15 protein-coding genes and 2 pseudogenes are annotated in these 18,198 nt (G+C 62.7%); 9 read left to right on the plus strand and 8 right to left on the minus strand.

The annotated features are described in order from the left end of the window. Positions 1 to 321: pseudogene (locus ACIQ17_RS18950) on the plus strand (MFS transporter); the annotation flags it as partial. 109 nt (positions 322 to 430) lie between these two features. Then, positions 431 to 2,488, plus strand: coding sequence for a DUF1217 domain-containing protein (locus ACIQ17_RS18955; protein ID WP_398470615.1), 2,058 nt, complete (start codon positions 431 to 433; stop codon positions 2,486 to 2,488). A 140-nt stretch (positions 2,489 to 2,628) separates the two neighbouring features. Here the strand turns inward: ACIQ17_RS18955 and ACIQ17_RS18960 are convergent, their stop codons facing one another. The 3 genes from ACIQ17_RS18960 to ACIQ17_RS18970 all read right to left on the minus strand — a co-directional run bounded on the left by ACIQ17_RS18960 (position 2,629) and on the right by ACIQ17_RS18970 (position 6,329). Next, positions 2,629 to 4,380: an NAD+ synthase gene (locus ACIQ17_RS18960; RefSeq protein WP_398470616.1), complete on the minus strand. Its 1,752-nt coding sequence runs from the start codon at positions 4,378 to 4,380 to the stop codon at positions 2,629 to 2,631. Positions 4,381 to 4,571: 191 nt separating this feature from the next. Further along, positions 4,572 to 4,925: a diacylglycerol kinase gene (locus tag ACIQ17_RS18965; RefSeq protein ID WP_398470617.1), complete on the minus strand. Its 354-nt coding sequence runs from the start codon at positions 4,923 to 4,925 to the stop codon at positions 4,572 to 4,574. 15 nt (positions 4,926 to 4,940) lie between these two features. Beyond that, positions 4,941 to 6,329: a class II 3-deoxy-7-phosphoheptulonate synthase gene (locus tag ACIQ17_RS18970; protein ID WP_398470618.1), complete on the minus strand. Its 1,389-nt coding sequence runs from the start codon at positions 6,327 to 6,329 to the stop codon at positions 4,941 to 4,943. 175 nt (positions 6,330 to 6,504) lie between these two features. On the opposite strand from ACIQ17_RS18970, the gene ACIQ17_RS18975 reads away from it, so the two are divergent. Next, positions 6,505 to 7,395 carry an alpha/beta fold hydrolase gene (locus ACIQ17_RS18975; RefSeq protein WP_398470619.1) on the plus strand — a complete coding sequence of 297 codons (891 nt, stop codon included), beginning with the start codon at positions 6,505 to 6,507 and terminating at the stop codon, positions 7,393 to 7,395. A 14-nt stretch (positions 7,396 to 7,409) separates the two neighbouring features. On the opposite strand, the gene gor is transcribed toward ACIQ17_RS18975, so the two are convergent. From gor to rpiA, 3 genes are read right to left on the minus strand one after another with little or no spacing between them, the layout of a single operon-like run. After that, positions 7,410 to 8,804: a glutathione-disulfide reductase gene (gene gor, locus ACIQ17_RS18980; RefSeq protein WP_398470620.1), complete on the minus strand. Its 1,395-nt coding sequence runs from the start codon at positions 8,802 to 8,804 to the stop codon at positions 7,410 to 7,412. Positions 8,805 to 8,851: 47 nt separating this feature from the next. After that, the gene (locus ACIQ17_RS18985) at positions 8,852 to 9,388 is read right to left on the minus strand and encodes a DUF2059 domain-containing protein (RefSeq protein ID WP_398470621.1); all 537 of its coding nucleotides are present in this window, start codon (positions 9,386 to 9,388) and stop codon (positions 8,852 to 8,854) included. Positions 9,389 to 9,412: 24 nt separating this feature from the next. Continuing rightward, positions 9,413 to 10,111 (minus strand): ribose-5-phosphate isomerase RpiA, encoded by a 699-nt coding sequence (rpiA, locus tag ACIQ17_RS18990; protein ID WP_398470622.1) that lies wholly within the window; start codon positions 10,109 to 10,111, stop codon positions 9,413 to 9,415. A gap of 196 nt (positions 10,112 to 10,307) precedes the next feature. Between rpiA and gph the strand changes: the two genes are divergently transcribed. The 6 genes from gph to ACIQ17_RS19020 all read left to right on the plus strand — a co-directional run bounded on the left by gph (position 10,308) and on the right by ACIQ17_RS19020 (position 16,627). Beyond that, a complete protein-coding gene (gene gph / locus ACIQ17_RS18995) occupies positions 10,308 to 10,991 on the plus strand; it encodes a phosphoglycolate phosphatase (RefSeq protein ID WP_398470623.1) in 684 nt (227 codons plus the stop codon). A 149-nt stretch (positions 10,992 to 11,140) separates the two neighbouring features. After that, on the plus strand, positions 11,141 to 11,593 hold the full coding sequence (locus ACIQ17_RS19000) for a hypothetical protein (protein WP_398470624.1): 453 nt from the start codon (positions 11,141 to 11,143) through the stop codon (positions 11,591 to 11,593). A gap of 160 nt (positions 11,594 to 11,753) precedes the next feature. Next, positions 11,754 to 12,785: a GTP 3',8-cyclase MoaA gene (gene moaA / locus ACIQ17_RS19005; RefSeq protein ID WP_398470625.1), complete on the plus strand. Its 1,032-nt coding sequence runs from the start codon at positions 11,754 to 11,756 to the stop codon at positions 12,783 to 12,785. A gap of 77 nt (positions 12,786 to 12,862) precedes the next feature. Next, on the plus strand, positions 12,863 to 14,440 hold the full coding sequence (locus ACIQ17_RS19010; RefSeq protein ID WP_398470626.1) for a B12-binding domain-containing radical SAM protein: 1,578 nt from the start codon (positions 12,863 to 12,865) through the stop codon (positions 14,438 to 14,440). A 189-nt stretch (positions 14,441 to 14,629) separates the two neighbouring features. After that, positions 14,630 to 15,166: a TRAP transporter small permease subunit gene (locus ACIQ17_RS19015; protein ID WP_398470627.1), complete on the plus strand. Its 537-nt coding sequence runs from the start codon at positions 14,630 to 14,632 to the stop codon at positions 15,164 to 15,166. 51 nt (positions 15,167 to 15,217) lie between these two features. Then, positions 15,218 to 16,627 (plus strand): TRAP transporter large permease subunit, encoded by a 1,410-nt coding sequence (locus tag ACIQ17_RS19020; RefSeq protein ID WP_398470628.1) that lies wholly within the window; start codon positions 15,218 to 15,220, stop codon positions 16,625 to 16,627. A gap of 158 nt (positions 16,628 to 16,785) precedes the next feature. On the opposite strand, the gene ACIQ17_RS19025 is transcribed toward ACIQ17_RS19020, so the two are convergent. Further along, complete coding sequence (locus tag ACIQ17_RS19025) at positions 16,786 to 17,529, minus strand: 2-keto-4-pentenoate hydratase (protein WP_398470629.1); 744 nt, start codon at positions 17,527 to 17,529, stop codon at positions 16,786 to 16,788. A 208-nt stretch (positions 17,530 to 17,737) separates the two neighbouring features. Further along, positions 17,738 to 18,198, minus strand: a pseudogene (locus ACIQ17_RS19030) (ABC transporter substrate-binding protein); the annotation flags it as partial.

The raw sequence follows: 18,198 nt of genomic DNA on the forward strand, positions 1-18,198 counted from the left end.
GGCATCTTCGACAAGACGCTGGTGTTACTGATCGGCGCCCTCGCTTTGCTCGGCGCCGGCGTGGTGGCCGCGATCCCGACCTTCTGGACGCTGCCGCCAAAAATCCTGACTGGGGTCGGTGCGGCCGGCGGCATCGCGCTGATCAATACGCTGGGCCAGCTTGGGGGCATTGTCAGCCCCGTGATGATCGGCGCGGTCAAGGACGCCACCGGCAGCACCACGCCGGCGCTTTATGTCATCGGTTCGCTGTGCGTACTTTGCGCCGGCATATTGCTATTCGCGCTGCCACGCCAGCTGCGGAGCAGCGACCGGCCGGCATAGGCATTTGCGATAAATGCGCGCGGTTCACGCAAGCTGTCCGAAGCCATTCTCCGCAAGGTTCGGATAACCCAACAACGGTATCATCGGGTGAAACTGAAAGGTTCGTCCGATGGTCTCGACCTATCTCAACTACAATCAGGTATCGCGCAATCTGCAGCAGTCCCTGAACAAGGTCGCGCAGCAGGCTACTGTGAGTCGTGACACGGCCTATTACAAAGAGAATATCGGCAAGGTCACCACTGTCGATGACCTGCTGAACGATTATCGGCTCTACACCTATGCGACGACTGCCTTCGGTCTCGAAGACATGGCCTATGCCAAGGCTTTTATCCGCAAGGTGCTGGAGAGCGATCTTTCCGACCAGAACAGTTTCGCCAACAAGCTGAGCGACAAGCGGTATCGTGATTTCGCTGCAGCCTTTCCGTTTGCCACCGGCAGCAGCGATAAAAAGACCGCGCAATCTGCGAACCAGACTGACGAGATGATCGGCCTGTATACCGCCGCCGCGCAGCGTGGCGTCGATGCGCTCGACGCCAATAAGGGGTACTACAACTACACGATCGGCAAGATTACCAATGTCAACGCCCTGCTCGCCGACGACAGGCTCCGCGACTACGTATTTTCGGGATTCGGGATCGATGACGACAAGTGGTCCCGCGAGACGATCACCAAGGTGCTGGGCAGCGATCCCGCCGATCCGGACAGCTATGTGAACACCGTCTGGGTGTCGCAGAAGGACGGCATCAATGCCAGCATTGCCAAGGCGCAGGCGGACATGCTCGACGCCGCCAGCAAGATCGACAACTATCTGGCGCAGATGAAGCAGCCCGGCGCCAACATGGCCGAGCTGCGACAGAAGGTCGAATTCGAGCGCAGCCGCGGTTCGATGAACGAGATCAGCGTTCTCAGCTACAGGGAGGCGCTGACCACTATCGACAGCTATGTCGCCCTCGCCGGCGCCTTCGAGTTCGCGCCCGACGGTACACTGCCCGCCGGCACACCGGCGCAGACGGAGGCGCAACTCGCCACCACGCATGCGAAATACGTCAACAGCCAGGGCGCCACCTATCTGGCGGCCGACCCCACCTACTCCGCATCGTTGATCCGGCAATATCGCAGCGGCCTCGCCAATGTGAAGAGCCTCGACGACTTCATGAAGTTGCCGAACGTCTACAATTTCGCGTTGAAATCATTCGGCCTCGATCCGGAAGAGGTCTCGCCCACGATCATCAAAAACGTGCTCAAGAGCGACCCCGCCGATCCGAAGAGCTATGTGAACAAGCTGCGCGACGATCGTTACGTGCAATTGGCCAAGGCGTTCAATTTCGACAGCTCCGGCGCGGTCATCACGCCCATCGTCGCGCAGGATTTTTCGGAAGTCACGCAGGTGGCAAAGGACTACATCATCGCCAAAACCCGTTTCAGCAGCGAAGTCGAACAAAGAGAGCTGCGTAAGACCGCCGAGGAAGAGGCGGCTTATTACCAGAACCACATCGACGATGTGAAGACTGTCAAGGACCTGCTCGCCGACCGCAAGCTGCTCGACATCATCCTCGTCTCCAAAGGCCTCGAGCCGGACAAGGTGACCACCGCCGACCTGCGCGAGATGTTCAATTCGGACCTCGACGATCCCAAGAGCTTCGTCAACACCCAGACCGATCCGCGCTTTGCCGAGATCGTGTCGTCGTTCAATTTCGATGACAATGGCGATGTGGTCCGGGTGCCAAAATTCGGACCGCAGACCCGGGACCAGTTTCTAGAAACCCAGCGCAAATTCCTGCAGCAGACGCTGGAGACGCAAGAAGGCCAAAGCAATCCGGGCGTGCGCCTCGCGATCTATTTCGAGCGCAAGGCGCCGGGCATCACCTCGGCCTACGACATCATCGCCGACAAGGCGCTGGGCGAAGTGTTCCGCACCGCCTTCAGCCTGCCCGACAATATCGGCGCCATGGATGTCGACCAGCAGGCCAAGCTGGTGGAGAAATATCTCGACCTCAACGACCTCTCAGATCCCGCCAAGCTGAAGAAGCTGCTGAACCGGTTCTCGGCGCTGTATGACATCAAGAACGGCACCGCGATCGCATCCTCGCCGGTGGTGACACTGTTCCAGGGCGGCGGCCTGCTGAGCGACTCCGTGTTTGCGGCAGTGGCGCGAGGCGCGCGATAAGACAAATGCCAGCATTGTAGGGCGGGCAAAGCGACCTGTCCGCCATAGCGCGACGGCGGAAGCGTGCCCACCTCGCTCCTCGCGACCCTTGATGGTGGGCACGGCGCTGCGCGCCTTTGCCCACCCTACGGGCGGCAAGGTTATTCGAACGCCTCGCTCGTGCCCTTGCCGGGCCGCGTTACCAGATCCTCATCGGGCTTCGGCAGCGGCTGTGCCAGATCGCGAAAACGGTTGGTGATGGGATAGCGGCGGTCGCGGCCAAAGTTCTTGCGCGTGACCTTCACCCCCGGCGCGGCCTGGCGGCGCTTGTATTCGGCGATGTTCAGCAGGCGATCGATGCGCGTCACCACGTCCTTCTCGAAACCATCGGCGACGATCTCCGACAGCGGCTGCTCGCGCTCAACGAGGCGCTCAAGGATGGCGTCGAGGATTTCGTAGGGCGGCAGCGAATCCTGGTCGGTCTGGTTTTCGCGCAACTCGGCGGTCGGCGGGCGGATGATGATGTTGTTCGGGATCACTTCTCCGTCCGGGCCCATGGCGCCGTCGGGCTTCCATGAATTGCGCAGCGTGGAGATGCGGAACACCTGGGTCTTGTAGAGATCCTTGATCGGATTGAAGCCGCCATTCATGTCGCCATAGAGCGTGGCATAGCCCACCGACATTTCCGACTTGTTACCGGTGGTGACCACCATCGCGCCGGTCTTGTTCGACACCGCCATCAAGAGCGTGCCGCGGGTGCGCGCCTGCAGATTCTCTTCGGTGATGTCGCGCTCGAGGCCCTTGAAGGTCTCGGCGAGGATTTTTTCAAAACCGTTCACCGCGTCGGCGATGGGCAGGATCTCGTAACGGAAGCCGAGCGCCTTGGCGAGCTTGTCGGCATCGTCGAGGGACACCTGGGCGGTAAAGCGGAACGGCAGCATGATGCCGCGCACGCGATCGGCGCCGAGCGCGTCGACGGCAATGGCGGCGCAGAGCGCGCTGTCGATGCCGCCGGAGATGCCCATCAGCACGCCGGGGAAGCCGTTCTTGTTCACGTAGTCGCGCAGGCCGAGCACGCAGGCGGCATAGTCGCCTTCGTCGCCCTCCGGCAATTTTGCGATCGGACCGCTGCAGCGCCAGGCATCACCCGTCTTTTCGAAGGTGATGGTGGTGATGTTCTCGGCGAAGGATGGCAGCTGCACGGCGAGCGAGCGGTCACCATTGAGCACGAAGCTTGCGCCGTCGAAGACCAGTTCGTCCTGGCCGCCGACCTGGTTGAGATAGACCAGCGGCAGATGGCTTTCGGTGACGCGGGCGACCTGCACGTTGAGGCGCAGATCGTTCTTGCCGCGGGCATAAGGCGAGCCGTTCGGCACGATCAGGATTTCGGCGCCGGTCTCGGCGAGGGTTTCGACCACATCCTCGTAGTCGGCGGACTCTTCCATCCAGGTGTCTTCGCAGATCGGCACGCCGACGCGCAGGCCGCGGATGGTGACGGGACCTGCGGCCTCACCGCGGGCGAAGACGCGCTTCTCGTCGAACACGCCGTAATTCGGCAGGTTGACCTTGAAGCGGATCGCGGCGATGCGGCCGCCGTCCAGCAACGCACAGGCATTGTAAAGCTTGCCATGATCGACCCAGGGCGTGCCCACCAGCATCGCCGGGCCGCCATCGGCGGTCTCGCGGGCAAGCGCCTCCACCTCGGCGCGGCAGGCCATCTGGAAGGCCGGCTTGAGCACGAGGTCTTCCGGCGGATAGCCGGCGATGAAGAGCTCGGGCAGCACGACCACATCGGCGCCGTCGGCGGCAGCCTGGGCACGGGCCTTGCGCGCCTTGGCGGCATTGCCGGCGGTGTCGCCCACGGTCGGATTGAGCTGGGCCAGCGTGATGGTGAAGCGCTTGGAATCTGTCATGGGAGTATTGAAGCCTCTAGGCTGAAGCGTTGCAACCGCGAGAACCGCAACGCACCTCCATTGTCATCGCCCGGCTCGACCGGGCGATCCAGTAAACACGGCCGGATGGAATAGAACCGAGAAGTCCCCGCATACTGGATCGCCCGCTTTCGCGGGCGATGACAGACAGAGTTTCGATGCGTCCACTCTGCTCAAAACATCCCCACCCGCTCGCCGAGCGCGAACAGCCAGACCATGCCCGCGATCAGGAGCGCGATGCCGACCGCGGCCGAGCCTAGATCCTTCACGCGTCCGATTTGTGAATCGTGCTCCAGCGTGACGCGGTCGGCCAGTTTCTCGATGGCGGTGTTGAGCAGTTCGACGGTGAGGACCAGCATCACCACCGCGATCATCTCGATGCGGCGGGCCATGGTCGTACCGATCAGAAAGGCCAGCGGCAGCGACAGGACAAGCGCGAACACTTCCTCGCGAATGGCCCGCTCCGACGTGAAGCCGGAGCGGAGACCATTCCAGGAGTTGATGGTGGCTCGCCAGAGCCGTTCCACCTAAAGGCCTGCCACTTACAAGCCTAGAGCAACCGGGAGCGGCTGCTCCTTGCCCGCGCGGCCGTTCTTCAAGAGCTCGGCGATCAGGAACGCCATGTCGATGGACTGCTCGGCGTTCAGGCGCGGATCGCAGACCGTGTGATAGCGGTCGTTGAGGTCCTCGTCGGTGATCGCGCGGGCGCCGCCGGTGCATTCGGTGACGTTCTGGCCGGTCATTTCCAGATGCACGCCGCCGGCATGCGTCCCTTCGGCCTGGTGGATCTGGAAGAACGACTTCACCTCGGACAGGATGCGGTCGAACGGGCGGGTCTTGTAGCCCGAATTCGACGTGATCGTGTTGCCATGCATGGGATCGCACGACCACACCACCTTGCGGCCTTCCTTCTGCACCGCGCGGATGAAGCCCGGCAGATGGTCGCCGACCTTCTCATGGCCGAAGCGGTTGATCAGCGTCAGGCGACCGGGCTCGTTGTCCGGGTTCAGGATGTCGATCAGCTTCAGGAGCTCGTCAGCCTTCAGCGACGGACCGCATTTCAGGCCGATCGGATTCTTGATGCCGCGGAAATATTCCACATGCGCATGGTCGAGCTGGCGCGTGCGGTCGCCGATCCACAGCATGTGGCCGGAGGTCGCGTACCAGTCGCCCGTGGTCGAGTCGACGCGCGTGAAGGCCTGCTCATAGCCGAGCAGCAGCGCTTCGTGGCTGGTGTAGAAATCTGTCGAACGCAGCTCCGGATGGGCCTCGAGATCGAGGCCGCAGGCGCGCATGAAGTTGAGCGCATCGGAGATGCGGTCCGCCAGTTCCTTGTAACGGCGCGACTGCTGCGAATCCTTGAGGAAGCCGAGCATCCACTGATGCACGCTGCCGAGATTGGCGAAGCCGCCCGAGGCGAACGCGCGCAACAGGTTCAGCGTCGCCGCCGACTGGCGATAGGCCATCAGCTGGCGCTGCGGATCCGGCACGCGGGATTCCGCCGTGAAGGCGATGTCGTTGATGATGTCGCCGCGATAGCTCGGCAGCTCCACGCCGTCAGCCTTCTCGATCGGCGACGACCGCGGCTTGGCGAACTGACCGGCGATGCGGCCGACCTTCACCACCGGCAGCGCGCCGGCATAGGTCAGCACCACCGACATCTGCAGGAAGGCGCGGAAGAAGTCGCGGATATTGTTGGCGCCATGCTCGGCGAAGGACTCGGCGCAATCGCCGCCCTGCAGGAGGAAAGCCTCGCCATTGGCCACTCTGGCGAGCTGCTTCTTCAGGTTACGGGCCTCACCCGCAAAAACCAGCGGCGGAAACGTGGCGAGCTGCGCCTCGACGTCGCTCAGGGTCTTTGCATCCGGATATTCCGGCATCTGCATGACGGGTTTTGCCCGCCAGCTTTCGGGTGTCCACCGCTCGGACATGAAATTGTCTCCTGAAAACCGCGCCTTAGGTGGCGACGGAGGCCGCGTTATACATGGCCCATGTAGGGATCGCTAGTTGGAAATCCAACCTCCCCGGCCCCGGCCATGCGTGCCAAGCCCTTGCACTAGCAATGAGATTCGCATTTGCTGCAGCCGCTTACGGGGGAACTAAAGGATGAGACTGCCGGACGCGTCGCCGGATGACGCATTTTCCGACAACATCACGATTGTGGCGGGTGACGGCTTCGTGCTGGGCGCCACGCTGTATCTGCCCCGCGGACCGCGGACCCATGCGGTGCTGATCAACTCCGCCACTGCCGTGCCGCGGAAAATCTACAAGGGTTTTGCCGCCTATCTGGCCTCCCGCGGCTGCGCCGTCCTCACTTATGACTATCGCGGCACCGGCGATTCCTTCCCCAAAGGCGCCAAATCCCTGCGCGGATTCCGGGCCTCCATGGCCGACTGGGCAGCGCTGGATGTTGTCGCGGCGGTGGACTGGATGCGCGAGCGCTACAAGCTGCCGCTCGGCTTTGTCGGCCATTCCTTCGGCGGCCAGGCGCTGGGGCTGATCCCGAACAATGCGGAAGTCTCGCGCGCCCTCCTGGTGGCCGCACAGGCCGGGACATGGCGGCTGATGACGCCGCCGGAGAACTACCGCATCTACGCGCTGATGAAGTTCATCGGCCCGACGCTGGCGGAGTTGATGGGCTATGCGCCCGGCAAGATCGGGCTCGGCCTGGACCTGCCGAAGAACGTGTTTCTCGAATGGGCCAAATGGGTCACCAGCGACAACTATTTCTTCGATGATCGCAAACTGCGCGCGCTGGTGAATTTTCCCCGCTATCGTGGTGCGCTGCGGGCGTTGAGTTTTACCGACGATCCATGGGCGACACGCGCGGCAGTGGAGATGCTCTGCGCAGGCTTCACCTCGATCAAGGCAGACATCGACAGCATCCGCCCGATCGAGGCTGGCAGCGACAAGATCGGACATTTCGGATTTTTCCGCCCGGAGCATCGCGACACGCTGTGGCGCGGGGCAGCGGAATGGCTGCAGATGGAAGAGTAAGGCGCCTCGGCGTCCTACTCCGCCGCCTCGCGCACATAGCGCGCGGTGGGTGTCCGCATCGTCACCAACTCTTCCGCAGCACTCGGATGCACGGCCACCGTGGCATCGAAATCCGCCTTGGTCGCCTTCAGCTTGATGCAGATGCCGAGGATCTGGATCAGCTCCGCCGCTTCCGGGCCGACGATATGACAGCCGACGACCACATCCGTGGAGCCATCGACGATCAGCTTCATCAGCACGCGGCTGTCGCTGCCGGAGATGGTGGATTTGATGCCGCGGAAATCGGTCTTGTAGATATCGACGTGACTGAACCTGGCGCGCGCTTCGTCCTCGGTCATGCCGACGGTACCGACCTCCGGCTGAGTGAACACCGCGGTCGGGATATTGCTGTGATCGACCTTCACGGTCTTGCCGCCGAACACGGTATCGGCAAAGGCATGACCCTCGCGGATTGCCACCGGCGTGAGGTTGACGCGATTGGTGACGTCGCCGACCGCATAGATATGCGGGACATTGGTCTGCGAGAATTCGTTGACGATGACCGAGCCATCGCTGTGCTTGAGGGCGACGCCGGCCTTGTCGAGGCCGAGCCCCTTGGTGTTGGCGTGGCGGCCGATGGCGAACAGGACCTGATCGGCCGAGATGCTGGCGCCGTCGGACAGGTGGGCGCAGAAGTCGTGGCGATTCTTGTCCACCGCCTTCACGGTGCAGCCGGTCAGGATGGTGATGCCCTGCTTCTCCATCTCCTTGCGGACATGGGTGCGGACGTCTTCATCGAAACCGCGCAGGATGTTGTCACCGCGATAGACGACGGTGACCGCAGAGCCGAGGCCAGCAAAGATACAGGCGAATTCCAGCGCGATATAGCCGCCGCCCTGAATCACGATGCGCTTCGGCAGTTCGGGGAGATGGAAGACCTCGTTGGACGAGATCACGTGCTCGATGCCGGGAATATCCGGCCCATGGCCCGGCGTCCCGCCGGTGGCGATCAGGATATGTTTGGCGCGAACCGTCTCGCCATTGCTGAGCTTCAGCGTATGCGGGTTCTCGAACACCGCACGCGCCTTGACGGTCTTTGCGCCGGGCTTCTCCACATTGGTGGTGTAGATGCCCTCGAGCCGCGCAATTTCCTTGTCCTTGGCAGCAATGAAAGCCGGCCAGTCGAAGGTGGCGGTGGGAATGGTCCAGCCAAAGCCCTTGGCATCGTCGATGTCGCGCGCGACATGCGAGGCATAGACCATCAGTTTCTTCGGCACGCAGCCGCGGATCACGCAGGTGCCGCCGAAGCGATATTCCTCGGCGACCATCACGCTGGCGCCGTAGCCGGCGGCGATGCGGGCGGCGCGAACGCCGCCTGAACCACCGCCGATGACAAAGAGATCGACGTCGAAGTCAGACTTGCTGGACATGAATTGCTCCGGACCGCGACCTCAGATGCGAGAGCCTCGAACGAGGCTCAGATTTCCTTGCCGCGCTTGCGCATTTCGGCGCGGAACTGGCCGTTCACCTGCTCGGCGAACTGCTGCGCCCACTGCTGCATATAGTTCACGCTGGCGGAAATCGACTGCGGCTCCATCTGCAAAAGTTTTTGACCCAGCGGCGACTTGTAGAACGCCGCGAGATCCTTCAGCTCGGCCTCGGTGAAGTCGCTGGCATAGATGCGCGCCATCTGCTCGCCGATCTCCTTGTCGCGGCCGGCATTGGCCTGCGCGACGACCACGGCGACCTCGTTGAGATCCTTCTGATAGTTGAGATTGCTCTGCAGCAGCGAATCCTTGACGCGCTGGACCATGTTCGGAATGGCGTTCGCATACATCGCCTGCGCATTCTTCAGCTGCAGGATTTCCTTGGCGTAGCCGATGGCGGCTGGCGACGCCGGCTTGATCGGACGCTCGCCGGCGGGCGCACCCTGCTGGGCGGAGGCTGGCAGCGTGACGGCTGCGGCGCCCAGCACCAGGCTGGCGGACAGCAGCAGTTTCGAGAGGATCTTCATGGCAGTCTCCTTGAGATCGCAGCCTTAGGGCCGCTCAACAACGCGAATTCCATCCGCACCGGCGAGCACGATGGTGCGCGCCAGGCCGATAAACAGTCCATGTTCGACGACGCCCGGAATGCCGGCGAGCAGACCCGCGAGGCGCGGCGCATCGGTGATGGTTCCAAGCTTGGCATCCAGAATCCAGTGGCTGCCATCGGTGACGAAAGCATGGCCGTCCTTTCCGGCGCGAACCGTCATCTCGCCGGTCAGGCCGCATTGCGCAAACACGCTCTCGATGGCGCGGCGGGTGGCGCCGAGACCGAACGGGATCACTTCGATGGGCAGCGGGAAACGGCCGAGCTTCGGCACCCATTTGGTGTCGTCGGCGATCACGATCATGCGGTCCGACGCCGCTGCGACGATCTTCTCGCGCAACAGCGCGCCACCGCCGCCCTTGATGAGGTTGAGATCGGGATCGGCTTCATCGGCGCCATCCACGGTGAGGTCGAGATGATCGATGTCGTCGAGCGTGGTCAGAGGCACGCCACAGGCTTCGGCCTGGATGCGGGTGGCTTCGGAGGTCGGGACGCCGATGACCTTGAGCCCGCCCTTCACGCGCTCGCCGAGCAGGTCGACGAAATGCTTGGCGGTGGAGCCGGTACCGAGGCCGAGCTTCATGCCATCCTGAACCTGCTCCAGCGCCTTGGCGGCAGCCTGTCGTTTCAGTTCGTCCATATTCATCGCAGCGGCAGTCCCTGTTCCCGGTCGGTCCCGCAAGCGGGAGTCGCGGCATATCTAGCGACGTTTGGGGGGCAGGAACAGGGTTCAGGGCGTGCATTCCCGGGGATTGCTGACCTGCGTTCCCTGGCACTGCCGGCATCATCGCGACGCGCAGAGCCCCTTGCAGGATCGGCCTCGGCCCGATAGCGATCCGCCCATGACCAAAGCCCCCCTCGTCGTTTTCGACCTCGACGGCACTCTCGTCGATACCGCCCCTGACCTGATCAGCGCCCTCAACCATGTGCTGGCCCGCGAAGGCCTCGCGCCCGTACCGCTGGAATCGGCGCGCAAGATGATCGGCCAGGGCGCCCGCAAGCTCATCGAGCGCGGCCTGGAGGTCGAGGGCCGCGAGATGACACCGGCGGAAGTGACCAAGCTGACCGGCGATTTCATCGACTTCTATGCCGAACATATCGCCGATGAATCACGCCCGTTCGACGGGCTGATCGAGACGCTCGATGCGCTGGAAGCCAAGGGCTACCGCTTCGCGGTCTGCACCAACAAGCTGGAATGGCTGTCGAAACTGCTGCTGGAGAAGCTCGGCCTCACCGCGCGATTCGCCGCCATCTGCGGCGCCGACACTTTTGGCGTGTCGAAGCCTGATCCAGTGATCCTGCAACAGACCGTCGCCAAGGCCGGTGGCGAAATGTCTGCGGTGGTCATGGTCGGCGATGCCGGCCCGGATGTCGGCGTCGCCCGCCGCGCCAATGTGCCGGTGATTGGCGTGACTTTCGGCTATACGGATACCCCGATTGCGGAGTTGAAGCCGGACGTGGTGATCGATCACTTCCGCGATCTACCCGCAACGGTTGAGCGGCTGGTTCCCGCTAAACGGGCCTAGCCTGTTCAGCTAACTGCGCTTTCCCGGTTCCTCCACCACCGAATTAACCATCTATTAACTATCGCGCGCCGGCTGGTTGCGTCATTGGACCCACGCTCCTATTGTCGGCGTGGGGACTGCGGCTAGCCGCGAAACTAACGGATTCAACTATGCGTCGAGTACTCCTATTGACGGCAGCAGGCTTGAGCCTCGCTGGCTGCTCCTCCTTCTCAACGGATGCCTTCAAGTCGGCACCGGAGCCGGTTACCGTCCAATTCGAATCGACGCCGCCCGGCGCCGAGGCGAAGACGTCGGTCGGTCCGGCCTGTACCACGCCCTGCTCGCTACCGATCGTCACCGAGGGCAATTTCGAGGTGACCTTCACACTGCCGAAGTTCCAGCCGACCACGGTTCCGGTGACGGTGACGCGTATCCCGGGTGATTTCACCCAGGCTGCCCGCACCAATGTCGATCCGAGCCCGGTCGCGGTCGAACTGCAGCCGGCAACTCCGCCACGCAAGGGCCGCAAGGCCGCCAAGCGTGCTGCGGCTCCGGCACCCGCCCCGGCGGCCACCGCCGAAGCAGCGCCTGCCGCCGGTTCGCCCTTCCCGAACCCGAACTAAATCGGACATCGGCGGATAGCAAAATGCAATCCGCCGATAAGCTCCGCCAATGATCTCAATCACCTCACGATTGCTGTATCGCAATTGTGCCTCGCGCTTTGCATGATTACATTATGACGAGCGGCCGCGTGCCGCTCGTTGCATGCAGCAAGGCGTTTGAATGTCGGTCACCGATCTCATTCCAGCACAGACCTCCTCTGCCATGACCGATCCATTCGGTCGGCGGATCAGCTATCTGCGCGTCTCGGTGACGGATCGCTGCGACCTGCGCTGCTTCTATTGCATGTCCGAAGACATGACCTTCCTGCCGAAGGCCGATCTGCTGACGCTGGAAGAACTCGACCGCCTCTGCTCCGCCTTCATCGCAAGGGGCGTGACCAAGCTGCGCCTCACTGGCGGCGAACCGCTGGTGCGTCGTAATGTGATGGGCCTGGTGCGCTCACTGTCGCGCCACCTGAAGAGCGGCGCGCTGAAGGAACTGACGCTCACCACCAACGGCTCGTTACTGTCGAAATATGCCGACGAACTCGCCGACTGCGGCGTGAAGCGGATCAACGTGTCGCTCGACACGCTGGATGCCGGCAAGTTCAAGTCCATCACCCGCTGGGGCGACATCGCCAAGGTGATGGCCGGCATCGATGCAGCACAGGCCGCCGGCCTTGCGGTGAAGATCAATGCGGTCGCCCTGAAGAACCTCAACGAGGACGAGATCCCCGCGCTAATGGAATGGGCGCATGGCCGCGACATGGCGCTGACGCTGATCGAGGTGATGCCCATGGGCGATATCGGCGAAGGCCGCATCGACCAGTATCTGCCGCTGTCGCTGGTACGGTCGCGCCTCGCCAGCAACTATACACTCACCGACCTTGCCGATGACACCGGCGGCCCCGCACGCTACGTCCGCGTCGCCGAAACCGGCGGCAAGCTCGGCTTCATCACGCCGATGACGCATAATTTCTGCGAGAGTTGCAACCGCGTCCGCATTACCTGCACCGGCACCATCCATACCTGCCTCGGTCACGAGGATGCCTCCGATCTGCGCAAGCCATTGCGCGCATCGGCGGATAACGCGCTGCTCAACGCCACGATCGATCGCGCCATCGGCACCAAGCCGAAGGGCCACGATTTCATCATCGATCGTCGCCACAACCGGCCGAGCGTCAGTCGTCACATGAGCGTCACCGGCGGTTAACCCGCGCGCGCTAGCGAACCTTCTTGCGAGTCCAAGACACTGAAAGGCAGGCGCTCATCGCGTCTGCGCGCTGCCGTATGCGATCACGCAGGTCGGGCCGCAAGAGAGGTTCCGACATTCGTATTCTCCTGATCAATCCGCCCTATATTTCACTCACCTCACGCGGCGTCGGACACCAGATTCCCTTCGGCCTGCTTTGTGTCGGCGGCCCGCTTATCGATGCCGGGCATGAGGTCCGCCTGCTCGATGCCGAGCGCCACCATCTGTCATCAGAACAGATCGAACGTGTGGCCGCGGAATTCGCGCCCGATCTGATGATGACCGGTCATGCCGGATCGACCCCAGCGCATCCCGCCTGTCTCCTCGCCCTCACCGCGGTCAAACGTGCCTGCCCTTCGACACTCACCATCTATGGCGGTGTCTATCCGACCTACCACGCCACCGACATCATGGCCGCAACCGACGTCGTCGACGTCATCGTGCATGGCGAGGGCGAAGCCGTCGCGCTCGCGATTGCCGATCGCCTCGCGCGCGGCGCGGCGTTGTCCGATGTGCCGGGCATCACATTCAGGCAGCAGGGCCAGGCTGCGAAGACAGCAGCGATGCCGCTGATCACACAGCTCGACGACTATCGGACCGGCTGGGAGTTGATCGAGAACTGGGATCTCTATCAGTGCTTCGGCCTCGGTCGCGCCGCGATCATCCAGTTTTCGCGTGGCTGCCCGCATCAATGCAGCTATTGCGGCCAGTATCAGTTCTGGAGCCGCTGGCGCTTTCGCGATCCGAAAAAAGTCGCCGCAGAGATTGGCTGGCTGCATCGCACTCACGGCATTTGCTTCGTCGACCTCGCCGATGAGAACCCGACCTCATCGAAGCGGCTGTGGCGCGAATTTCTCGAAGCGGTGATTGCAGAGAATGTCCCGGTGCGACTGTTCGCAACCATCCGCGCCACCGATATCGTGCGCGATGCCGATCTGCTGCCACTGATGAAGCGCGCCGGCATGGTCTGCGTGCTGATGGGTATCGAGACCACCGATCCCCAGACCCTGCTCGCGATCCGTAAAGGTTCGACCACGCGGGACGACCAGCAGGCCGTCACACTGCTGCGCCGGCATGGCATCCTCTCAATGCTCGGTCATATCGTCGGCTTCGAGGAAGAGCGCTTCATGGACTACATCCGCGCCATCCGGCAGGTGTGGCTGTACGACCCCGACCTGCTCAATGCCATGTATGTCACGCCGCATCGCTGGTCGGACTGGACGGCCGACAATGCGGCACGAACCGTGATCGAGGCCGATCGCAGCAAATGGGACTACCGCCACCAGCTCCTCTCCTCCCGCCACCTGTCGGCGCAAGCGATCTTCTGGCTGGTCAAGCTGATGGAGGTGGTGGTCCATGCCCGGCCTCGTTCACTCTGGCGCATGCTGTTCCACCCGGACAAGGACATCCGGGCCCATCTGCGCTGGTGTTTTTACTTCAGCTTCCGGGTCTGGCGTGCGGAAGTCGCCGAATTCGCCCGTCGTCCCGCCAGAAATCCGACGAGTCCAACCCTTGCCGAATGGTTCGGCAAGGACCTGCCGGCCCATCGCGCGCCGCGCCAGGCCGGCCCAGAGGCAGCGCCCGCGAAGCGGCATGTGAGCGTAACCGGCGGTTGATCCGCACACTGGCGTACCCTCCTCCAGACCCCCGACCAATGGCCTGCATGCAATCGTCAATTTCTGATTGACGATTGCATGACGCGCTGAAATGGTGCCGCAAATTTTGATCGCCCAGCGGAAAAAGCTGCGCTTTCTCAGTGAGAAAGACGTGATCCGCGAGAGGTCGGGCGAGTTTCGGGGGAAACCGTGGACGTACTCAAATTCACGAATGCCATCGATCGGCTGAGCGATGCCTTCGGCTTCGTCGCCAAATGGCTGGTGCTTTTTGCCTGCCTCATCAGCGCCGGCAACGCGACCATTCGCTATCTCTTCCATTACTCGTCGAATGGCTGGCTCGAGATCCAGTGGTACATGTTCGCGGGCATCGTGTTCTTCGGTGCCTCTCAGACGCTGCGCCTCAACGAGCATGTGCGCGTCGACCTGCTCTACTCCGCCGTCTCCGATCGGGCGCGGCTGTGGATCGACATCATCGGCCTCTGCGTCTTCCTGCTGCCGGCCATGATCTATCTCACGATCATGACCACGCCGTTCTTCCTGAATTCGTGGAACTCGCAGGAATATTCCAGCAATGCCGGCGGCCTCATCCTCTGGCCGGTGAAGCTCGTACTGCCCGTCGGTTTCGGCCTTCTCGTGCTGCAGGGCCTCGCCGAACTCGCCAAGCGCATCGCCGCCCTTGCCGGCCTGGTCAAGGTCGACACCCATTACGAAGCGCCGCTGCAATAGCGGCGTTTGCTTTTAGGTCGTTGCATTTCAATTCGATAGTCGAGACCACTGATGTTCTCCTACGGTATCTTCCCTCCGCTGATGTTCGGCACCATGATCTGCTTCATGGTGTTCGGTTTCCCGGTCGCCTTCTCGCTCGCCGCTGTCGGCCTGTTCTTCGGCGTGCTCGGTATTTTCTCGGGACACTTCGATCCTTCGTTCCTGCAGGCGCTGCCGTTCCGTTTCTACGGCACGATATCGAACGACCTCCTGCTGTCGATTCCGTTCTTCACCTTCATGGGCGCGATCCTCGAGCGCTGCGGCCTGGCGGAAGATCTGCTCGAAGGCACCGGCCAGCTGTTCGGCAAGGTTCCTGGCGGCCTCGCCTATGCGGTGATCCTCGTGGGCGCCGTACTCGGCGCCATCACCGGAACGGTTGCTGCATCGGTGATCGCCATGGGCGTGATCTCGCTGCCGATCATGATGCGCTACGGCTATGACATGAAGCTGGCCACCGGCGTCATCGCGGCCTCCGGCACCATCACGCAGCTCATTCCGCCATCGCTGGTGCTCATCGTGCTGGCCGACCAGCTCGGCCGCTCGGTTGGCGACATGTATCTCGGCGCCATCGGCCCCTCGATCCTGCAGGTCGTGATCTTCCTGCTGTTCATCGTGATCATGTCGATCCTGCGCCCGACCTCGATGCCGCCGATCCCGGAACATGCACGCGAGCCGATGGGCTGGAAGCTGATCAGCCGCGTGCTGTGGGGCATGATCCCGTCGCTGGTGCTGATCTTCCTGGTGCTCGGCACCATCGGCCTCGGCCTCGCGACGCCGACCGAGGCAGGCGCCATGGGCGCCGTCGGCGCCATCGTGCTGGCTGCGATCCATCGCCGCCTGACCTGGCCGCTGGTCGAACAGGCGATGACCTCGACCATGCGCCTGACCTCGATGGTGGTGTTCATCCTGATCGGCTCGACCTGCTTCAGCCTCGTGTTCCAGGGCATGGACGGCTCGCACTGGATCGAGCACCTGCTCACGGGCCTGCCCGGCGGCGCGGTCGGCTTCCTGGTCTTCGTGAACATCTTCGTGTTCTTCCTGGCGTTCTTCCTCGACTTCTTCGAGATCGCCTTCATCATCATCCCGCTGCTGGCGCCGGTGGCCGCCAAGCTCGGCATCGATCTGGTCTGGTTCGGCGTGCTGCTCTGCGTAAACATGCAGACCTCGTTCATGCATCCGCCGTTCGGCTTCGCGCTGTTCTATCTGCGCGGCATCGCGCCGCCGGAAGTGAAGAGCCGCGACATCTATCTCGGCGCGATCCCGTGGGTTGGCATGCAGATCCTGCTGGTGATCATCGTGATCATGTGGCCGGGCCTCGTGACCTACTGGATCGACAACACGGTGGTCGATACGTCCAACGTGAAGATCGAGATCCCGCAGATCGAAATGCCGGCGATGCCGGACTTCGGGCAGCCGAAGTAAACGACCTCAGGCCTTTCGTTCGTCATTACGAGCCCTGACGAACTGCGTAGCAATTCGATTGGGCGAAAAGCCAAGGACTGAATTGCTTCTTCGCTACGCCAAGGGGAAAGCCGAAGGCTTTCCCTGACCTCGCAATGACGGCAGAGGATCGCAATCGCTCAGCCGTCGAACACCACCTCGGCCTCGCCGAGCCCCTCGAAGCGCACCAGGCAGCGATCGCCGGGCTGCAGGAATGGCAGGCCTGTCCAGCTACCGGTGGTGACGATCTGGCCGGCCTTCACGCCGTCCGCCAGCATATTGGCCAGCGCGACGGCGCCGGCCAGCGGATCGTCGGTGGGATGCCCGCCGTCGCGCGCGATCCGCGTCTCGCCATTGACGATGAAGGTGATGCGCAGTTTTGCCAGTTCGAGATGGGACCAGTCGGCGGTCTCGGGTCCCGTGACCAGACCGGCATTGATGCCGCAATCGGCGAGCTGCTCCAGCTTCGGCCGGCTCAGCGGCTCGCGGAAACGGCTCGACACGATTTCGATCACAGGCAGCACAGTCACTGCGGAGGCGACGTCCTCGCGGGTATAGGGCACCGACCGCGGCGGCAGATCGCGGGTGAAGCGAAATGCCGTCTCGCCCTCCACGCCACGATGCGGCGCTTCGGCCACCGCGATCCGGGCCGGGCTCGCGCGCACCATGCGCGCCTCGATCAGACCACGCGTTGGCTCAGCATCGGGCGGCGCGCCGGCCTTGTAGGCGCCGATCCGCTCGCCGATCAACACCGCCACGCGATCCTGAATCGCATGGCCTTCCGCCACGGACAATGGGGTAACGGGAAGCCCATCGATCTGCGTTCCGCTCCGGCGGGCGTCAGCAAGCAAGACTGCGGCGGTTTCGATCTCGGCTTCGGTCATAGCGGTCGTTCCCGTGAATCAGGCTGTGACCGAGCCTAGCTGTTTTCATCCGCGTGCAACACGCGTTGCAAACTCCGCCCCCTCATGGTCAGGAAGCGCCCGTCACGCGCCGTCTCGAAACATGGCGACAAACTTCGAGCATGTCGCCATCCTTCGAAACGCGGCGCAAGAGCGCCGCTCCTCAGGATGAGGGCGGAGTTGCGCCCTATCACCCGCGCGGGCGTGAACGGATCATGTAGTTGTCGTAGGAGAACTCCGCGACCTGCCACCACGCATATTGATCACCGCGGAACGCGACCATGTGGTCGTAGAGTTTCTTGAAGTTCGCATTCTTCGCGGCGATCTCCGCATAGAGGTCATTGGCTGCCTTGAGTGAGGCATCGAGGATCGCCGGCGAGAAAGCGCGCAACTGCGTGCCGCTCGCCACGAGCCGCTTGATCGCCGGCGGGTTGAATGCATCGTAGCGGGCCTGCATCGCTTCATTGGCCATGGAGGATGCGGTCTTGATCAATGACTTGTAGGCCGGAGGCAGTTGCTCCCACTTCGCAATGTTGACCATGTGATGGATGGTCGGACCGCCATCCCAGAAGCCGGGATAGTAGTAGTATTTGGCGACCTTCTGGAAACCGAGCTTCTCGTCGTCATAGGGGCCGACGAATTCCGCTGCAT

Origin of the sequence: Tardiphaga sp. (assembly GCF_044340795.1) — a bacterium.
Taxonomy (GTDB): Bacteria; Pseudomonadota; Alphaproteobacteria; order Rhizobiales; family Xanthobacteraceae; genus Tardiphaga.